The organism is Ensifer sp. SL37 (assembly GCF_026672675.1).
GTDB lineage: Bacteria > Pseudomonadota > Alphaproteobacteria > Rhizobiales > Rhizobiaceae > Ensifer > Ensifer adhaerens.
The window spans coordinates 2675732-2691202 of sequence record NZ_JAPPRN010000006.1 but is presented as its reverse complement, the minus strand read 5'-3'; the positions used below and the strand labels follow the sequence as shown (position 1 = coordinate 2691202).

The 15471-nt window shown below is 63.6% G+C and carries 13 protein-coding genes; 3 read left to right on the top strand and 10 right to left on the bottom strand.

Annotated elements, in window-relative coordinates:
• Positions 1-111 precede the first annotated feature (111 nt).
• The gene (locus OVA00_RS25145; protein ID WP_268089803.1) at positions 112-2559 is read right to left on the bottom strand and encodes a GcvT family protein; all 2448 of its coding nucleotides are present in this window, start codon (positions 2557-2559) and stop codon (positions 112-114) included.
• Positions 2556-5003, bottom strand: a complete 2448-nt coding sequence (locus OVA00_RS25140; RefSeq protein WP_268089802.1) for a GcvT family protein — start codon at positions 5001-5003, stop codon at positions 2556-2558. The genes OVA00_RS25145 and OVA00_RS25140 overlap by 4 nt, the downstream gene beginning before the upstream one ends.
• A gap of 123 nt (positions 5004-5126) precedes the next feature.
• Between OVA00_RS25140 and OVA00_RS25135 the strand changes: the two genes are divergently transcribed.
• Entirely contained in the window at positions 5127-6002 is an 876-nt protein-coding gene (locus tag OVA00_RS25135; RefSeq protein ID WP_268089801.1) for a LysR family transcriptional regulator, read from the top strand.
• Here the strand turns inward: OVA00_RS25135 and OVA00_RS25130 are convergent.
• The 4 genes from OVA00_RS25130 to OVA00_RS25115 form a co-directional block, all read right to left on the bottom strand.
• The gene (locus OVA00_RS25130; protein WP_268089800.1) at positions 5999-6670 is read right to left on the bottom strand and encodes an amino acid ABC transporter permease; all 672 of its coding nucleotides are present in this window, start codon (positions 6668-6670) and stop codon (positions 5999-6001) included. The genes OVA00_RS25135 and OVA00_RS25130 overlap by 4 nt on opposite strands.
• 17 nt (positions 6671-6687) lie before the next feature.
• Positions 6688-7503 (bottom strand): transporter substrate-binding domain-containing protein, encoded by an 816-nt coding sequence (locus OVA00_RS25125; RefSeq protein WP_268089799.1) that lies wholly within the window; start codon positions 7501-7503, stop codon positions 6688-6690.
• A gap of 11 nt (positions 7504-7514) precedes the next feature.
• Positions 7515-7817, bottom strand: a complete 303-nt coding sequence (locus OVA00_RS25120) for a GYD domain-containing protein (RefSeq protein WP_034792064.1) — start codon at positions 7815-7817, stop codon at positions 7515-7517.
• 119 nt (positions 7818-7936) lie between these two features.
• Complete coding sequence (locus tag OVA00_RS25115; RefSeq protein WP_268089798.1) at positions 7937-8602, bottom strand: cysteine hydrolase family protein; 666 nt, start codon at positions 8600-8602, stop codon at positions 7937-7939.
• A gap of 136 nt (positions 8603-8738) precedes the next feature.
• Here OVA00_RS25115 and OVA00_RS25110 point away from each other — a divergent pair, with 136 nt between their 5' ends.
• On the top strand, positions 8739-9653 hold the full coding sequence (locus OVA00_RS25110; RefSeq protein WP_268089797.1) for a LysR substrate-binding domain-containing protein: 915 nt from the start codon (positions 8739-8741) through the stop codon (positions 9651-9653).
• Here the strand turns inward: OVA00_RS25110 and OVA00_RS25105 are convergent.
• From OVA00_RS25105 to OVA00_RS25095, 3 genes are all read right to left on the bottom strand, one after another.
• Positions 9647-11332 (bottom strand): alpha/beta hydrolase, encoded by a 1686-nt coding sequence (locus OVA00_RS25105; RefSeq protein ID WP_060515861.1) that lies wholly within the window; start codon positions 11330-11332, stop codon positions 9647-9649. The genes OVA00_RS25110 and OVA00_RS25105 overlap by 7 nt on opposite strands.
• Positions 11333-11481: 149 nt before the next feature.
• On the bottom strand, positions 11482-12771 hold the full coding sequence (locus tag OVA00_RS25100; protein WP_060515860.1) for a mechanosensitive ion channel family protein: 1290 nt from the start codon (positions 12769-12771) through the stop codon (positions 11482-11484).
• 137 nt (positions 12772-12908) lie between these two features.
• A complete protein-coding gene (locus tag OVA00_RS25095; protein ID WP_034792047.1) occupies positions 12909-13367 on the bottom strand; it encodes an Lrp/AsnC family transcriptional regulator in 459 nt (152 codons plus the stop codon).
• 126 nt (positions 13368-13493) lie between these two features.
• Here OVA00_RS25095 and OVA00_RS25090 point away from each other — a divergent pair, with 126 nt between their 5' ends.
• Positions 13494-14777, top strand: a complete 1284-nt coding sequence (locus tag OVA00_RS25090; protein ID WP_034792023.1) for a cystathionine gamma-synthase family protein — start codon at positions 13494-13496, stop codon at positions 14775-14777.
• A gap of 328 nt (positions 14778-15105) precedes the next feature.
• Here the strand turns inward: OVA00_RS25090 and OVA00_RS25085 are convergent, their stop codons facing one another.
• Positions 15106-15456, bottom strand: coding sequence for a VOC family protein (locus OVA00_RS25085; protein WP_034792008.1), 351 nt, complete (start codon positions 15454-15456; stop codon positions 15106-15108).
• Between the last annotated feature and the right edge of the window lie 15 nt (positions 15457-15471).

Sequence of the window (15471 nt, the reverse complement as noted above, 5' to 3'; positions counted from 1 at the left end):
AAGACCGGAAACCCGCGATCCGGCACGCGTATTTTCGTTGTGCCTCGAAGGGCCCCTCATCCGCGCGGTGAGGGGCTGTCTCAAGCGCCAGGCACGCCACCCAACGCCTGCCTACATCCGCACCCGCTCCGCCCGCGGGTCGTACATCGGCTTCAACGACGCCTCCGCCTTCACCCGCGTTCCGGCGATCTCGATCTCGAAGCTTGATCCGAGCACGTCCTCTGCGCTCTCGCCTTCCGAGGGCACGTAGCCGAGGCCGATGGCGCCGCCGAGGTGGTGGCCGTAATTGCCTGACGTGATCGTGCCGACGATCTTGCCGTCGCGAACGATCGCCTCGTTGTGGAAGAGCAGCGGCTCTGGATCCGAGAGCCGAAACTGCACCAGCCGGCGCGAAAGCCCGCGATTGTGCTTGGCGAGCACCGCTTCGCGGCCGATGAAATCGCCCTTGTCGGCCTTGACCGTAAAGCCGAGCCCGGCTTCGAGCACATGATCTTCGTCGGTGATGTCGTGGCCGAAATGGCGGAAGGCCTTTTCGATGCGGCAGCTATCCAGTGTGTGGATGCCGCAGAGCTTGAGGCCCAGGTCCTGCCCCGCCGCCTCCAGCGCCTCGAACACATGCGCCGTCTGGTCGGTCGAGACATAGAGCTCCCAGCCGAGCTCGCCGACATAGGTGACGCGGTGGGCACGGGCGAGGCCCATGCCGACCTCGATCTCGCGCGCCGTGCCGAACGGATGCCCCGCGTTGGAAAAATCGTTCGGGCTCACCTTCTGCATGAGCTCACGCGCCTTCGGCCCCATGACGCAGAGCACACTTTCGCCAGCGCCGACATCGGTGATCACCACGAACTCGTCCGTCAGATGCTTGCGCAGCCAGGCGAGGTCGCGCTGGAGCGTGGCGCCGGGCACGACTAGCAGGAAGGCGGTTTCCGACAGCCGCGTCACCGTCAGGTCGCTCTCGATGCCGCCGCGGGCGTTGAGCATCTGGGTATAGACGATCCGGCCGGGCTCGACGTTCATCTCGTTGGCGCAGAGCCGCTGCAGGAAGGAAAGCGCATCGCGCCCTTCAACCCGGATCTTCCCGAAGGAGGTCATGTCGAACAGGCCGACGCCGTTTCGCACCGCAAGATGCTCGTCCCTCTGGTTCTCGAACCAGTTCTGCCGCTTCCATGAATAGCGGTACTCGCGCCCCTGGCCTTCCTTCGCAAACCAGTTGGCGCGTTCCCATCCGGCGACTTCACCGAAGACAGCGCCGCGGGCTTTCAGATGCTCGTGCAGCGGCGAACGGCGCACCCCGCGCGCGGTCGCCATCTGGCGATAGGGGAAATGGTCGGCGTAGAGCAGGCCGAGCGTTTCCGAGACGCGGTCTTTCAAATACGCGCGGTTCTTCTGGAACGGCTGCGCCCGGCGGATATCCACCTCCCAGAGATCGAAGGGCGGCTCGCCGTCATTCATCCATTGGGCGAGCGCCATGCCGGCGCCGCCCGAGGAAACGATGCCGATCGAATTGTAGCCGGCCGCGACCCAGTATCCCTTCACCTCCGGCGCTTCGCCGAGATAGTAGCGGTCGTCGGGCGTAAAGCTTTCCGGGCCGTTGAAGAAGGTATGGATCCCAGCCGTTTCCAGCATCGGCATGCGGTTGACCGCCATTTCGAGGATCGGCGCGAAGTGGTCGAAATCGTCCGGCAACTGGTCGAAGCAGAAATCCTCGCGGATGCCGCCCATTCCCCAGGGCTTGGCCTTGAGCTCGAAGGCCCCGATCAGCATCTTGCCGGCATCTTCCTTGTAGTAGGTGCACTCGTCCGGCACGCGCAGAACCGGCAGGCGCTTCAGCTCCGGAATCGCCTCGGTGACGATGTAGAAATGCTCGCAGGCGTGCAGCGGCACCGTGACGCCCGATTGCCGCGCAAACTCCCTGCCCCACATACCAGCGCAGTTGACGACATGATCGGTCTCGATCGTGTAGCTCTCGCCGTTCTGCTCGCAGGTGACGCCGGTGACCCGGCCGTCCTTCTTCAGGACGGAGGTCACCTTGACACCCTCGATGATCGTCGCGCCGTTCTGGCGGGCACCCTTGGCGAGCGCCATGGCGATATTGGCCGGGTCGCACTGGCCATCGAGCGGCAGATGCACCGCCGCCTTCACATCCGAGGTGTTGAGGTGCGGATACATCGCCTTCACTTCGTCAGGCGTGATCTCGCGCACGTCGACATTGAAGGCACGCGCCAGCGACGCCTGGCGATAGATCTCCTCCTTGCGCTCCTCCGTCAGTGCCACGGTGATCGAGCCGTTCTGGCGCATGCCGGTGGAAATGCCGGTTTCGGCCTCGAGCTTGACGTAGAGGTCGGCCGAGTATTTCGCGAGCCGCGTCATGTTCTGCGAGGCGCGAAGCTGACCGATCAGACCGGCCGCATGCCAGGTGGTACCGGAGGTCAGCTGCTTGCGCTCAAGCAGAACCACATCGGTCCAGCCGAGCTTGGCGAGGTGATAGGCGACGGAACAGCCGGAGACGCCGCCACCGATGATGACTGCGCGGGCTTTCGAGGGAATGGGCTTGCTCATGCGCGCAGTCTTTCATTGGAGGGATCCCAGAGCGGTTGGTCCGCCTCGACCGTCGCCTTAAAGCGATCGCCGAAGATCTCGACCTCGATTTCCTTGCCGGGCACGGCAAGGTCGGCGCGCAGCATGCCGAGCGCGATCGACTTGCCGACGCGGTAGCCCCAGTTGCCCGAGGTCGTCTCGCCGACAACCTGGCCGTCGGACCAGAGCGTCGACATATAGGGCGCGTCGCAGCCGTCGGCGGCGACCGTCAGCGTGACGAAGCGCTTGCTGACGCCCTGCTGCTTTTCACGCTCCAGCGCCGCCTTGCCCTTGAAGCCGGGCTTGCCCCAGTCGACGAAGCGCTCCAGCCCACCCTGCAGGATGGTGTAGTCGGTCGACAGATCGCCCTTCCAGGCGCGATAGCCCTTCTCGATGCGCAGACTGTCGAGCGCTTCCATGCCGAAGGGTTTGAGGCCATGCTTCTGACCGGCCGCCCAGACGGCGTCGAAGATGGCGGCCGTATCCTCCACCTTGGTATGGATCTCCCAACCGAGTTCACCGGCGAAGGAGACGCGCACGAGTTGGCAATAGCGCCCGGCGATCTGCGCCGTCTGGTGCGTGAGCCAGCCCTTGGCGAGATCCGCTTCGCTGACCTCGGCGAGGATCGCGCGCGATTTTGGCCCGGTCAGGATCTGGCAGGAGAAGGACTTGGTGACGTCGTCGATGGTGAAGGCGGCGTCTGCCGACCGGTGCTTCGTCAGCCACTCGAAATCGTGCCACTGCGCCGTCGCGGCGGTGATCAGGAAGAAGAAATCCTCGTCGATCATCATGACCGACATTTCGGTGACGATGCGGCCCTTGTCGTCGGCGAAATAGGCAAGACCAATGCGGCCAGGCTTCGGCACGCGGCCGGTGATGAGGCCGGAAAGCCATGCGGTCGCGCCCTCGCCCTTCACCCGGAAGCGCGAGAACCCTGGCAGGTCGAGAATGCCGGCAGCATCGCGCACGGCCAGGCACTCCTCCTTGATGCGCTCCGCCCAAGGCCCTTCGCGGCCCCAGGTTTGCGTAGCCTCTTCGGAGGTGTCGTCGCCGGGCTTCGCGTACCACATGGCGCGCTCCCAGCCGTTATAGGGCTTGAACTGGGCGCCGAGTGCTGCGATCCGGTCGTGGATCGGCGATAACTTTTTGCCGCGCCCGGCTGGCCAGTAATGCTTCGGGAAATGCATCGCATATTCGTGGCCGTAAATCTCCTTGCCCTTGGCGATGCAATAGTCCTGGTCGGTATGGTCGGTGTAGCGGCGCGGATCGCAGGACCACATGTCCCACTCGGTCTGCCCTTCGGTGATCCATTCGGCCAGCACCTTGCCGGCGCCGCCCGCCTGGCAGATGCCGAAGGTGAAGACGCAGGCCTCGAAGGCGTTCGGCACGCCCGGCATCGGGCCGATCAGCGGGTTGCCGTCGGGCGCATAGGGGATCGGGCCGTTGATGATCCGCGACAGGCCGGCGGTGCCGAGGATCGGCACGCGTTCGACGGCATCGTTCAAATACCATTCCAGCCGGTCGAGATCGTCGGGGAAGAGCTGGAACGAAAAGTCCTCCGGCATCGGGTCGTCGGGCGTTACCCAGTGGGCGCGACAGTTGCGCTCGTAGGGCCCGAGGTTCATGCCGTTCTTCTCCTGGCGGAGATAGTAGGAGCTGTCGACGTCACGAAGCAGCGGCAGCTTGTGGCCGGCCTCCTTCGACCAGGCGGCGAGTTCCGGAATTTCGTCGAACAGGATGTACTGATGGCTCATCACCATCATCGGCACGTCGCGGCCGAACATCTTGCCGACCTCGCGGGCGTAGTAGCCGGCGGCGTTGACGACGTATTCGCAGCGGATCTCGCCCTGCGGCGTAGAGATGATCCATTCGTCGTTTTCGCGGCGCGCGCCCGTGACCGGACAGAAGCGGATGATCTTGGCGCCCATGTCGCGCGCGCCCTTGGCGAGCGCCTGGGTCAGCTGCGCCGGGTCGATGTCGCCGTCATAGGGATCGTAGAGCGCGCCGGTCAGCTCGTGTGTCTCGAGAAACGGATAGCGGGCGCGCATCTCGTCGGGCGACAGGATATCGAGATCCATGCCCTGGTAGCGCCCCATGCCGACGACGCGTTTGAACTCCTGCAGCCGCTCCTTCGAATGGCCGAGCCGGATCGAGCCGGTCACGTGATAGTTCATCGGGTAATCGACGAGCGCGCCGAGGTCACGATAGAGCGACGCCGAATAGCGCTGCATGTTCATGATCGACCAGGAGGACGAAAACGTCGGCACGTTGCCGGCGGCATGCCAGGTGGAGCCCGCCGTCAGCTCGTTCTTTTCCAGAAGCACGCAGTCGGTCCAGCCGGCCTTGGCGAGATGGTAAAGCGAGGAAGCCCCGATCGCTCCCCCACCGATGATCACGACGCGTGCGTGCGACGGCAAATTCGACATCAACTGTTCCCTCGTTTTGGCGAATTCTTGCCGGTGAAGCCGGGCGCCATCAAGCAACGGAAACAGGCTTTATTGATCGATGTTTTCGATTAGATTGGAGCGATTGCAGCGGGAGAGAACGGCATGCAGGTGGAGCTGATCGAAACCTTCCTGGACCTGATGGAGAGCCGCTCCTTCAACCGCACCGCCGAGCGCCTGAATCTCACCCAGTCGACCGTCTCACATCGGGTGAAGGCACTGGAAGCGCAGTTCAACCGCAAGCTCTTTACCCGCAACAAGGGCGGCACCGTGCCGACGGCCGCCGGCCTGCGCTTTCTAGATTACGCAAAAGCCCTGCAAAACCAATGGCATGAGGCCACACGCGCGGTCACCAATGCCGGCGCGCTGGAGCGCTCCATGCGGCTTGGTGTCCAGCATGATCTGGCGGAAGCCTTTGCCGGGGAATGGATGGCAACGATCCGCCGGGAGCTGCCCGGCATCGAGATCTATATGGAGGCGGACTACTCCAACCAGATGAACCGCGATCTCGGCGCTGGCGACCTGGATCTGGCGATCCTCTACACGCCCCACTACCTGCCCGATCTCTATTACGAAAGGATCGGCGATCTGCATTACGTGATGGTGAGCACGGAGGCGCAGATGCTCGCCGAGATCCGCTCCGAGAGCTACATCCGCTCAAGCTATTCGCCAGGCTTCGATCGCGCCCACCGGCTGGCGCTGCCGCATCTCTCCGCAGCGCTGCTTGCCGCCGGCCAGAACATGGCGATCACCCGGCTGCTTCGCACACTCGGCGGATCGGCCTACGTGACGGCAGCAACGGCCGAGCGGCTGGCGGACGATGGATTTACTGCGCGCGTTCAGGACGCGCCCGTCATCCCGCAAACGGTCTATGCCGCCACCAGCCTGCGCACCCGCCACGCCCACCAGCACCGCAAGATCATCGCCGCCATGGCCGATCTGCTTGCAACGCTGCCGGTGCCGAATTCGGAAACGGGTTAAGCCATGCGGCGTTGAATCAGCCGCTGCAGAAACATCAGGATCGAAACAATCGCGAGATAGTAGACCAGCGCTGCCGAATACCACTCGACGAAGCGGAAGCTGGAGGCGATCGCGTCGTTGACGACCGCCATGATCTCGCGCATCGAGATCACGTAGGCGAGCGACGTCAGCTTGATCAGGTTGATGAATTCGTTGACCAGCACCGGCATGACGATCCTGAGCGCCTGCGGCAGGATCACCAGAAAGAAGGTCTGCCAGCGATTGAGCCCAAGCGCGCGGGCGGCGTCCGTCTGCCCCTGGCCGATCGCCGCAAGCGCCCCGCGCATCGCCTCCGCCATGTAGGCTGCCGTCACCAGCGTAAACGCGATGAAGGCAGCGACGAAGGGCGTGTACCAGGGCGCCCGCGTCAAGCCCGGAAAAAGCTGCGGCGCGCCGTTCCAGACGATCAGGAGCACGAGGATCAGCGGCGCCGAGCGAAACAGCCAGACATAGACCTGCGCCGCTGTGCGCCTGACCGCCGCCATCGAATTGAGCGCGACGGCCAGCGGCAGGCAGAGCAGGAACGACGCCGCCTGCACCAGGATCGACAGCAGGATGGCGATGCCCGCCCCCTGCAACATGACGGGCATGGTCAGGGCATCGAAAAACAGTTTCGTATCGAAGTTCATGCCCCGCCTCCTTTCGCTCAGGAGTCGTAGTCGACGTCGAAGAGCGCCGGATCGAGCCCGTATTTCCTGGCGAGATCGCCGAAGAAGCCCTTCTCCTTGAGCGCCTTCAGCCCTGCCTTCACCGCGGCTGCATCGCCATCGTCACGGCGGCTGTAGATGCCGTATTTGAAATCCGAGGCCCAGATATAGGGGAGCGTGAGCGCGCCGTCGGAGCGCGACGCGCGATAGGCGCCCTCCGCCTCTTCCGTTACGGTCGCATCGACGCGGCCGACGAGCACCTGCTGGTAGGCGGCCTGCTGGGTCGGGTATTCCTGCACATCGACCGGCGGCAGGCCCTTGGCCGCGAGCGCCTCGTTTAAGGGCCCGATCCGCTCTTCCTTGTAGTAGGCGCCGGCTTCGAGCGCGATGACCTTACCGCTGAGATCCTCCGGCGCCTTGATCGTATCGCTGCCCGCTTTGGTGACCATGGCGGTCGCCGATTTCATGTAGGGCACGCCGTCATAGGTCTCGCGCCGCTTGGCGTTGATGTAGATGCCGCTGACGATGACGTCGCAGCGCCCTGCCCCGAGCGTCGGCAAGAGGCCGGCGAATTCGGTGACGGTGTAGTTCACCTTCGCATTCCATTGCGCGGCCAACGCTTCGGCGATCTCGATGTCGATGCCGGTCGGCTTCGCATCGGCCGGATGTTCCTTGAAGGAGAGCGGCGGAAAGGCCGCGGTGGTGCACACGCCAACCTCTCCATCGGCGGCGAAAGCCGGCGGCTCGGCCTGTGCGGCGCCGGCCGAAAGCACGGCGGTCGTCAGAAGGGTTGCGCAGGATGCCAGTCTGATCATCTTCATTCCCCTCATTGTGCTGGTGAAACGCGGCCGACGATGTCGCCATAGGTCTGGCTGTCGAAGGCGGGAAGGATGAGCGGATCCACAAAGCCGTCGCGCCGCGCCGTCAGCACGTATTGCATCATCGACGCATTGTCCGGCATCTCGAAAACCTGGACGAAGTCATAGGTCCCGAGCGTGGCATAGAAGGCGACCGAGCGGCCGCCGAGCGCTGCGACCCGATCCTCGCTCACCTTGCGCCGGCTGCCACTATCGGCAAGCTCGGCCAGTCCTTTCGAGGTCAGTCGCATCAGCGAGATGTATCTTTGCATGGGGCATCATTCCGTTGAACGGTTGGCAAAAGGCTTTGGAAATGTGAGGACCGCGCCTGGAGCAATTCCAGGAGAAGCGTGAAGCGGCTTTTCGCCCGGAATTGCGCGGTGCCAGAGCGCTAGCGGGCGGCCTTGGCCAGTCCGGCAATAACGGCATCACTGGTCGAGACCGTGCCGAAGATGCCGTTCTCGATCGAGATCATGTTGATCGCCGCCTCATGCGCCCACTGCTCGCCGCTGGCGCAGCAGTCTGAAATCGTCAGGCACTGGAAATTGCGGTCGCAGGCTTCGCGCAGCGTCGTATGCACGCAAACGTCCGTGGTGCAGCCGGTAAAGAGCATGTGGGTGATGCCCTGGGATCTCAAGACATGCTCGAGATCCGTATAGGTGAAGGAACTGTTGCAGGTCTTGTCGATGATGACGTCGGTGTCGGCGACATCGAGTTCCGGAAGCAACTGGAAGCCGGGGCTGGAACGCAAAAGCACCTGCGTGTTCTCAAGTCCGGAGCGCTTGCGCCGCCATTTCTCGTAAGGCGTCATGTCGGCGAGATCGGCGCGGTAGCCCTGGCGCGTGTGGATGATCAGGCAGCCGGCTTGCCGTGCGGCCGCAATCACCCGGTTGACCGCGGGCACGATCGCGGCCAGCGGCGCCGGATCGTAGCCCATCGAGGCGAAGTAACCGTTGGCCGAGCAGAAGTCGATCTGCAGATCGATCACCATCAGCGCCGTCTGCGCCGGAACCAGCTTTCCATCATAAGGAAAATCAAACGGTTGTGCCTCGATCATTGTGTTCTCCCTCTCTCAGGCCCGATTCATAGGAGCAAAAATCGATTGGGAATAGCGATTTTTTATGCTTGATATTGTGCAGTCTGGCTAAACGATTTCACGCCGTGAGGGGCGCGATCAGAGCGGGAGGGCTCACGTGAAGGCGTTGCATTTCCTGCCCTATATCCGGGCGTTCGAGGCGGTCGCGCGCATCGGTTCCGTGCGCCAGGCGGCGGATGAGCTCGGCTTGAGTCCCGGCGCCGTGTCGCTGCAGCTGCGCCGGCTCTCGGAGACGACCGGCCTGACGCTGCTTGAAAAATCCGGCCGCAACATCAAGCTCACGGCCGCCGGCCGCGAGTTCGCGCAGACGGTTTCCCACGCGATCGGCAACCTTGCCGCCGCCGTGGAGGACGGCACCGACCGACGGCTCGAAAGCCACCAGCGCAAGCTGACGGTCGGCCTGCCCCCGGCGCTCGCGATTGCCTGGATGGCCGGCCTCCTCGTACAGTTCGCGGGTGCGCGCGGCGTCACCGATCTTTCGATGCGCAATTGCATCCGCGCCAGCGACGTCGTCTGGGACGATGTCGATCTCGCCGTCGTCTACGACAATCCGCCCTTCGACGGCCTGTGGTGGCAGCCAGTCAGCGACGTGAAGCTCAGGACGGTCTGCTCGCCGCTCCTCTTCCCCCGGCTCGAAGGCCCGCTGCGCGAGCGGAAGCTGCGCGACGTCACGCTGCTGCATGAGGATGACGGCCGGGAATGGACGCGCTGGTCGGCCGCATCGCGCATTTCGCTCGAAGGCAGCCGGAGCGTGCGGGTGCAATCGGTCGCGATCGCCGTCGCCTCGGCGCTACAGGGCCAGGGCATCGCGCTCGTCTCCGACGTGCTGACACGCTCCTATCTCTACGAAGGACGCCTGATCCAGCCCTTCCCGACGGCGATACCGGCCTCGGCCGGCTACTATCTGCTCTGCCCGACGGAAAAGGCGGAGGAGCCGCTGATCCAGGCCTTCGCCAACCAGATCGCCGCGCACCTGCGTGGCGAGCGGTCCGGCGACAAGCAGGTTCAGTAGCGACCCTTGAGCAGCGCCTTCAGCCGCTCGGCGTCCGCCTCGCTGACATCAGCCGGTGCCATCACCTGCATCCACGCGTCGATATAGTGCTCCGGCGCATAGACATGGCCGTAGCCGATCGGCGAGGTCGTCGCGAGCGCCATGTCGGCAAGCAACTGGAACATGGTGACGACGGGGAACCATCTGAGCGCAGGAGAGACGTCGGCACCGCGCGGCGCCTTCATCCAGTCGGGCTCGCGGTAGAAGGAATATGGATCGAAGAAGGTGATCGGGTCACTGGCATATTGCAGATAGACGATGCGGACATTGCCCCAGGTCGCGCCCGGGATGTTCAGCGCATTCTCCTGATTGGTGAAACGGATCACCGAGCCGTCGCGATAAAGCGGCCGCCACTCCGGCGAGCCCGGATTGCGGTTTCGGGTGATCTGCAGCCAGGTCTTGGTCGGGAACGGCGAGCCGACCCAGAGCGCGCCCTGGAACGGATCGCTGATGATATCGAAGGGATCGACCGAGCCTTGCGAGTTCATCGAGCCGAGGCTGAGGCCATAGAGATAGAGCTTCGGCCTTCTGTCCTTCGGCAACGTCGTCCAGTAGCCATAGACCGCATCGAAGAGCGCATCGGCCGTCTCCGCGCCATATTCCGGCTCGACCAGCAGCGACAGCCAGCTCGTGAGATAGGAATACTGCACAGCGACGCTGGCGACATCGCCCTTCATCAGATATTCGAGCGAATCGAGGCCGGGCGGATCGATCCAGCCGGTGCCGGTCGGCACCACGATCAGAAGGTTCGTGCGCTCGAAGCCGCCGACGCGCTTCAATTCCTCCAGCGCGAGCTTCGCCCGCTCCTTGGCGGTCTCGGCCGAATTGAGGCCGGCATAGACGCGCAATGGCTCTTTTGCCTCTCCGCCGAAGAAGCCGGCGATGTCCTTCGCCGCCGGACCGGAAGCGATGAACTGGCGCCCTTGGCGGCCGAGTGCGTCCCACGTCATCAGCGACGCGTTGCTGCCGGTCTTCAACGGATCGGTCGGCGGCGCGACATCCGGATCGATCAGCGCGTCCAACCGCTGGAACGAGCTGTCGGCCGCATGCAGCGCATACCGGAAGATAACGCCATCGGCCGCAGACCAGAAAAGCGCCAGCGCCGCGACCACGCCAGCGACCTTCGCCAGCGGCCGTGTCAGCACATGCTCGAAGCGGCGGGTCAGAAACCGGAAGGTCAAGCGGAACAGGCGCGCGATGAGCACGATGGCGACAAACACGAGGGCCGCGATCAGCCCGAGCTTGAACGGCTCAGCACTTTCGACCGGGTCGAGCCCCATGATCTGCCGCACCGTGTTCTGCCAGTAGGCGGTCCTCCAGAGGAAGGCGAGCGCAACCGCGGTGCAGCCGAGCGCCGCTAGCACCTTCACCGTAAGGCCTGTGCGGCCGCGGATCTCCGGCAGGTCGAGCAAGGACCACAGCCAGCGCAACAGTACGCCGATCGCATAGCCGGCGGAAAGCGACAGGCCCGAAATCACCGCCTGCACCACATAGGGCCGCGGGATGAGGCTCGGCGTCAGCGACATGGCAAAGAAGAAGACGCCGACGATGAGCCCCGTGGTCGAGAACGATGCCAGCAGCGTCGAGAGAAAACGCGGCATCGGCAACCTCGACAGCGGCGTTTGTTGAAGATGGTCCATGGCGTCGGGTCCCCACTGATGCTGGCACGGTCACCGGAACGACTGCGGGCTGTTCCGGCGCCGGCAATGTCGCTTCCCCGGCGTGTCCAGTCAATCGCTTACAACCGCAAGAGACCCTGACGCGAACCGGTCGACGGGCACTTCGGCCCCTAAACCCGGGTGACCTCGACCGGCGTCTTCATGATGATTTCACGGTGCGGGAACGGGATCGAAATGCCCGCCGCCTTGAACGCATCCCAGAGCGCCATCAGCACCTGGCCGCGAATGTTGGTGAGCCCGTTGCTCGGGTCGGAGATCCAGAACCTCAGCTTGAAATCGAGCGACGAGGCGCCGAAACCCGTCATCCAGCACACCGGCTGGGCGTAGCTGCTCGCCACCCGCGGCAGCGATGCGGCGGTCTCGATGGCGATGCGCGCCACCTCGTGCGGGTCGCTGTCATAGGAGGTGCCGAAATCGACCTCGATGCGGACGAAGTCGCTGGAGAACGACCAGTTCACCACCTGCTGCGAGATGAAATCCTCGTTTGGAATGAGGTATTCCTTGCCGTCCCGGGTGATGACGGAGACGAAGCGGGAGCGCAGGTCGCGCACGGACCCGAAGGTATCGCCGAGCGTGATCGTGTCGCCCGGCTTGATGGATTTGTCGAGCAGGATGATGATGCCGGAGATGAAGTTGGAAACCACCTTCTGCAGACCGAAACCGATGCCGACACCGACCGCCCCGGAAAAAACCGTCAGCGCCGTCAGGTCGATGCCGGTGGCCGATAGCGCGATTGCGCCGGCAAAGCCAATCAGTGCAATCTTGACCAGCTTGCTGATCAGCACCTTGAAGGAGGGTGTCAGGTCCGCTGACCGCTGGATCCAGTGCGACGAGACATTGCCGATCAAAACGGCAAGCCAGATCAGCGCGGCGGAGAGCACGATGGCTTTCAGGACGAGCAGCAGCGACAGGCGAACCGCACCGAGATTGATGGCAACGCCATCAAGTGTCGTCAGGATCACCCGGTCGAGCCCGACCGCATAGAGCGCAAAATAGATCCAGCCGACGACGGCGGTGACGCGCGCCAGCATCTGGTTGCGTATGATGCGTGTGAGCACCGAGATGACGAACCACGCCGCCGTCAGCGTCAGCGCGGTCGCCACCAGCCAGCGATAGGACGGCCAGCCAAAGCGCAGGATCATGCCGTCGGCAATCCAGAGCCAGACGATCAGAAACAGCCACCGCAGCCGCCGCATGAAGGCGATGATGACCCGCAAGAGATCCGGATTGCCCTTGATCAGACGGGCTCGGGCTTCGACCCGCGGCTCTATCCGCTTCGCCAGTGCGCCGCAGACCAGGTAGCCGGCGACGATGATGGCGAGCTGATAATAGGTCCACTCGTTCAAAAAGACCGTCTGTAGCCAGGAAGCGGCGGCATCGAGCGCTGTTGCGAAATCCATCGTCTCTCTCCGAGAGAGCAAGGCGCCCGCCGAGCGTGTGGGACGCCCTCCTAACTCGAATCTAGGGCATCCCTGATGGTTTCAAAGCCGGATGGACGATTATCGAACCGCTTCAGAGGTTTATGGAGGGGTTGGCGCTAGACCCGCCGCTCCTTGATCGTGTTCATCACGAAACTCGTCTCGATCGAGGCGACGCATTTGAGCCTTGCGATCTTCTCCTTGATGAAACGCTCGTACTGATCGAGGCCGGCGCTCATCACCTTCAGCACGTAGTCGCGCGAGCCGGTCACCAGATGGCATTCGAGCACCTCGTCCCAGCCGCGCACCGCCTCTTCGAACATGACGATCTCGTCTTCGTGCTGGCGGCTGAGCGTGACGGTCGCAATCGCCGTCATCGTCCAACCGTCGACTGCGGGATCGACCAAAGCCGTATAGCCGCGGATGACCCCGGTCTCCTCCAGCCGCCGTAGCCGACGCAGACAGGGCGACGCCGAGAGCCCCACCCGCTCGGCGAGCTCGTTGTTGGTCAGGCGGGCATCCGCCACCAGTTCCTTCAAAATCCTGCGATCCGTCTCGTCGGCAATTTTCTGCGCCATATCTTCTCAACTCAGCCAAATCTTTGCGCAACTCAAGGCGATCCCGCCGGAAATAGCAAGGATCGGTCCAAGCATCTGATATAATTTGCCTGTCAGTCGAGTCCGCTTCGCTTGAGGAGACAAGCCATGACCGCACCGCATCCCTCCAAAACCCACATCGGAAACCACAAGCTGCATCCTGAAACGCAGATGCTGAACTATGGCTACGATCCGGAACTGTCGGAGGGCGCGGTCAAACCTCCGGTCTTTCTGACCTCCACCTTCGTCTTCCGCTCCGCCGAAGAGGGCCGCGACTTCTTCGACTTTGTCTCCGGCCGGAAGGAACCGCCGGCGGGTGTCGGCGCCGGCCTCGTCTATTCGCGCTTCAACCACCCGAACAGCGAGATCGTCGAAGACCGTCTCGCCGTCTACGAGCGCACCGAAAGCTGCGCACTGTTCTCGTCGGGCATGTCGGCGATCGCCACGACGCTGCTCGCCTTCGTCAAGCCGGGCGACGCGGTGCTGCACAGCCAGCCGCTCTATGGCGGCACCGAGACGCTGCTTGCCCGCACCTTCCTCAATCTCGGCGTTTCCGCCGTCGGTTTTGCCGATGGCGTGAACGAGGCGGCCGTCAGCGCCGCCGCAGAAGAGGCGATGGCCAAGGGCCGGGTCTCGGTGATCCTGATCGAGACGCCGGCGAACCCGACCAATAGCCTCGTCGACGTCGCCATGATCCGCCGCGTTGCCGATGCGATCGGCAGGAAGCAGGGCCATACCCCGATCGTCGCCTGCGACAACACGCTGCTTGGGCCCGTCTTCCAGCGGCCGATCGAGCACGGCGCCGACATCTCGCTCTATTCGCTGACCAAGTATGTCGGTGGTCACTCCGACCTGATCGCCGGCGCCGCGCTCGGCTCCAAGGCGGTGATGAAGCAGGTAAAGGCGCTACGCGGTGCGATCGGCACGCAGCTCGATCCGCATTCCTGCTGGATGCTCGGCCGTTCGCTCGAAACGCTGGCGGTGCGCATGCAGAAGGCCGACGACAATGCCCGCATCGTCGCCGAATTCCTGCACGACCACCCGAAGGTCGAGCGTATCCACTACCTGCCCTTCCACGGCGAGGACACGCCGGTCGGCCGCACTTTCAAGACGCAGTGCACCGGCGCTGGCTCGACCTTCTCCTTCGATATCGCTGGCGGCCAGGAGGCGGCCTTCCGCTTCCTCAATGCGCTGCAGATCTTCAAGCTCGCCGTCAGCCTCGGCGGCACGGAATCGCTCGCCAGCCACCCGGCGGCGATGACCCATTCTGGCGTGCCGATCGAGGTGCGCCACCGCATCGGCGTGCTGGAATCGACCATCCGCCTGTCGATCGGTATCGAGCATCCCGACGACCTCGTGGCCGATCTTTCAAACGCGCTGTCGCTCGCCTGATGCAAGAGGCCGCCGGTCCAGCCGGCGGCATCCTTCGCGAGTTTGCAAGGACGCAATTCCGGACGGAAAACCGCTGCGCACTTTTCCTGGAATTCGCTCGCTTGGCTGGCGCAATTCCGGACGGAAAACCGCTGCGCACTTTTCCTGGAATTCGCTCGCTTGGCTGGCGCAATTCCGGACGGAAAACCGCTGCGCACTTTTCCTGGAATTCGCTCGCTTGGCTGGCGCAATTCCGGACGGAAAACCGCTGCGCACTTTTCCTGGAATTCGCTCGCTTGGCTGGCGCAATTCCGGACGGAAAACCGCTGCGCACTTTTCCTGGAATTGCTCAGTGCGCCAGGATGTTGACGATATTGCCGAACGGGTCGCGCATGTAGAAACGGCGCACGCCCCAGGGCTCGTTGGTGATGTCGTAGACGATCTCGACACCGGCGGCCTTGGCTCGCTGATAGGCCCGGTCGACATCGTCCACCTCGATCGAAAGCACCGGCACCGGCGTATCGTTGCCGCCCTCGCTGGCGATGCTCACCTGTGGCATCGCGGCCTTGCCCTCGGCGGCAAAGGTCAGGATCCAGCCGTGATCCATCACCACGTCGAGTTCAAGCAGGTCGCCGTAGAAGGCGCGCGCCACTTGCGGGTCCGGGGCGTAGAGGTTTGAGACGATACGCTTGACTGTCATGGATTTCCTCCTCCG

Coding starts and splice junctions, on each gene's coding strand:
- OVA00_RS25145 (WP_268089803.1), bottom strand. CDS start 2,559: ATGAGCAAGCCCATTCCCTCGAAAGCCCGCGCAGTCATCATCGGTGGC.
- OVA00_RS25140 (WP_268089802.1), bottom strand. CDS start 5,003: ATGTCGAATTTGCCGTCGCACGCACGCGTCGTGATCATCGGTGGGGGA.
- OVA00_RS25135 (WP_268089801.1), top strand. CDS start 5,127: ATGCAGGTGGAGCTGATCGAAACCTTCCTGGACCTGATGGAGAGCCGC.
- OVA00_RS25130 (WP_268089800.1), bottom strand. CDS start 6,670: ATGAACTTCGATACGAAACTGTTTTTCGATGCCCTGACCATGCCCGTC.
- OVA00_RS25125 (WP_268089799.1), bottom strand. CDS start 7,503: ATGATCAGACTGGCATCCTGCGCAACCCTTCTGACGACCGCCGTGCTT.
- OVA00_RS25120 (WP_034792064.1), bottom strand. CDS start 7,817: ATGCAAAGATACATCTCGCTGATGCGACTGACCTCGAAAGGACTGGCC.
- OVA00_RS25115 (WP_268089798.1), bottom strand. CDS start 8,602: ATGATCGAGGCACAACCGTTTGATTTTCCTTATGATGGAAAGCTGGTT.
- OVA00_RS25105 (WP_060515861.1), bottom strand. CDS start 11,332: ATGGACCATCTTCAACAAACGCCGCTGTCGAGGTTGCCGATGCCGCGT.
- OVA00_RS25100 (WP_060515860.1), bottom strand. CDS start 12,771: ATGGATTTCGCAACAGCGCTCGATGCCGCCGCTTCCTGGCTACAGACG.
- OVA00_RS25095 (WP_034792047.1), bottom strand. CDS start 13,367: ATGGCGCAGAAAATTGCCGACGAGACGGATCGCAGGATTTTGAAGGAA.
- OVA00_RS25090 (WP_034792023.1), top strand. CDS start 13,494: ATGACCGCACCGCATCCCTCCAAAACCCACATCGGAAACCACAAGCTG.
- OVA00_RS25085 (WP_034792008.1), bottom strand. CDS start 15,456: ATGACAGTCAAGCGTATCGTCTCAAACCTCTACGCCCCGGACCCGCAA.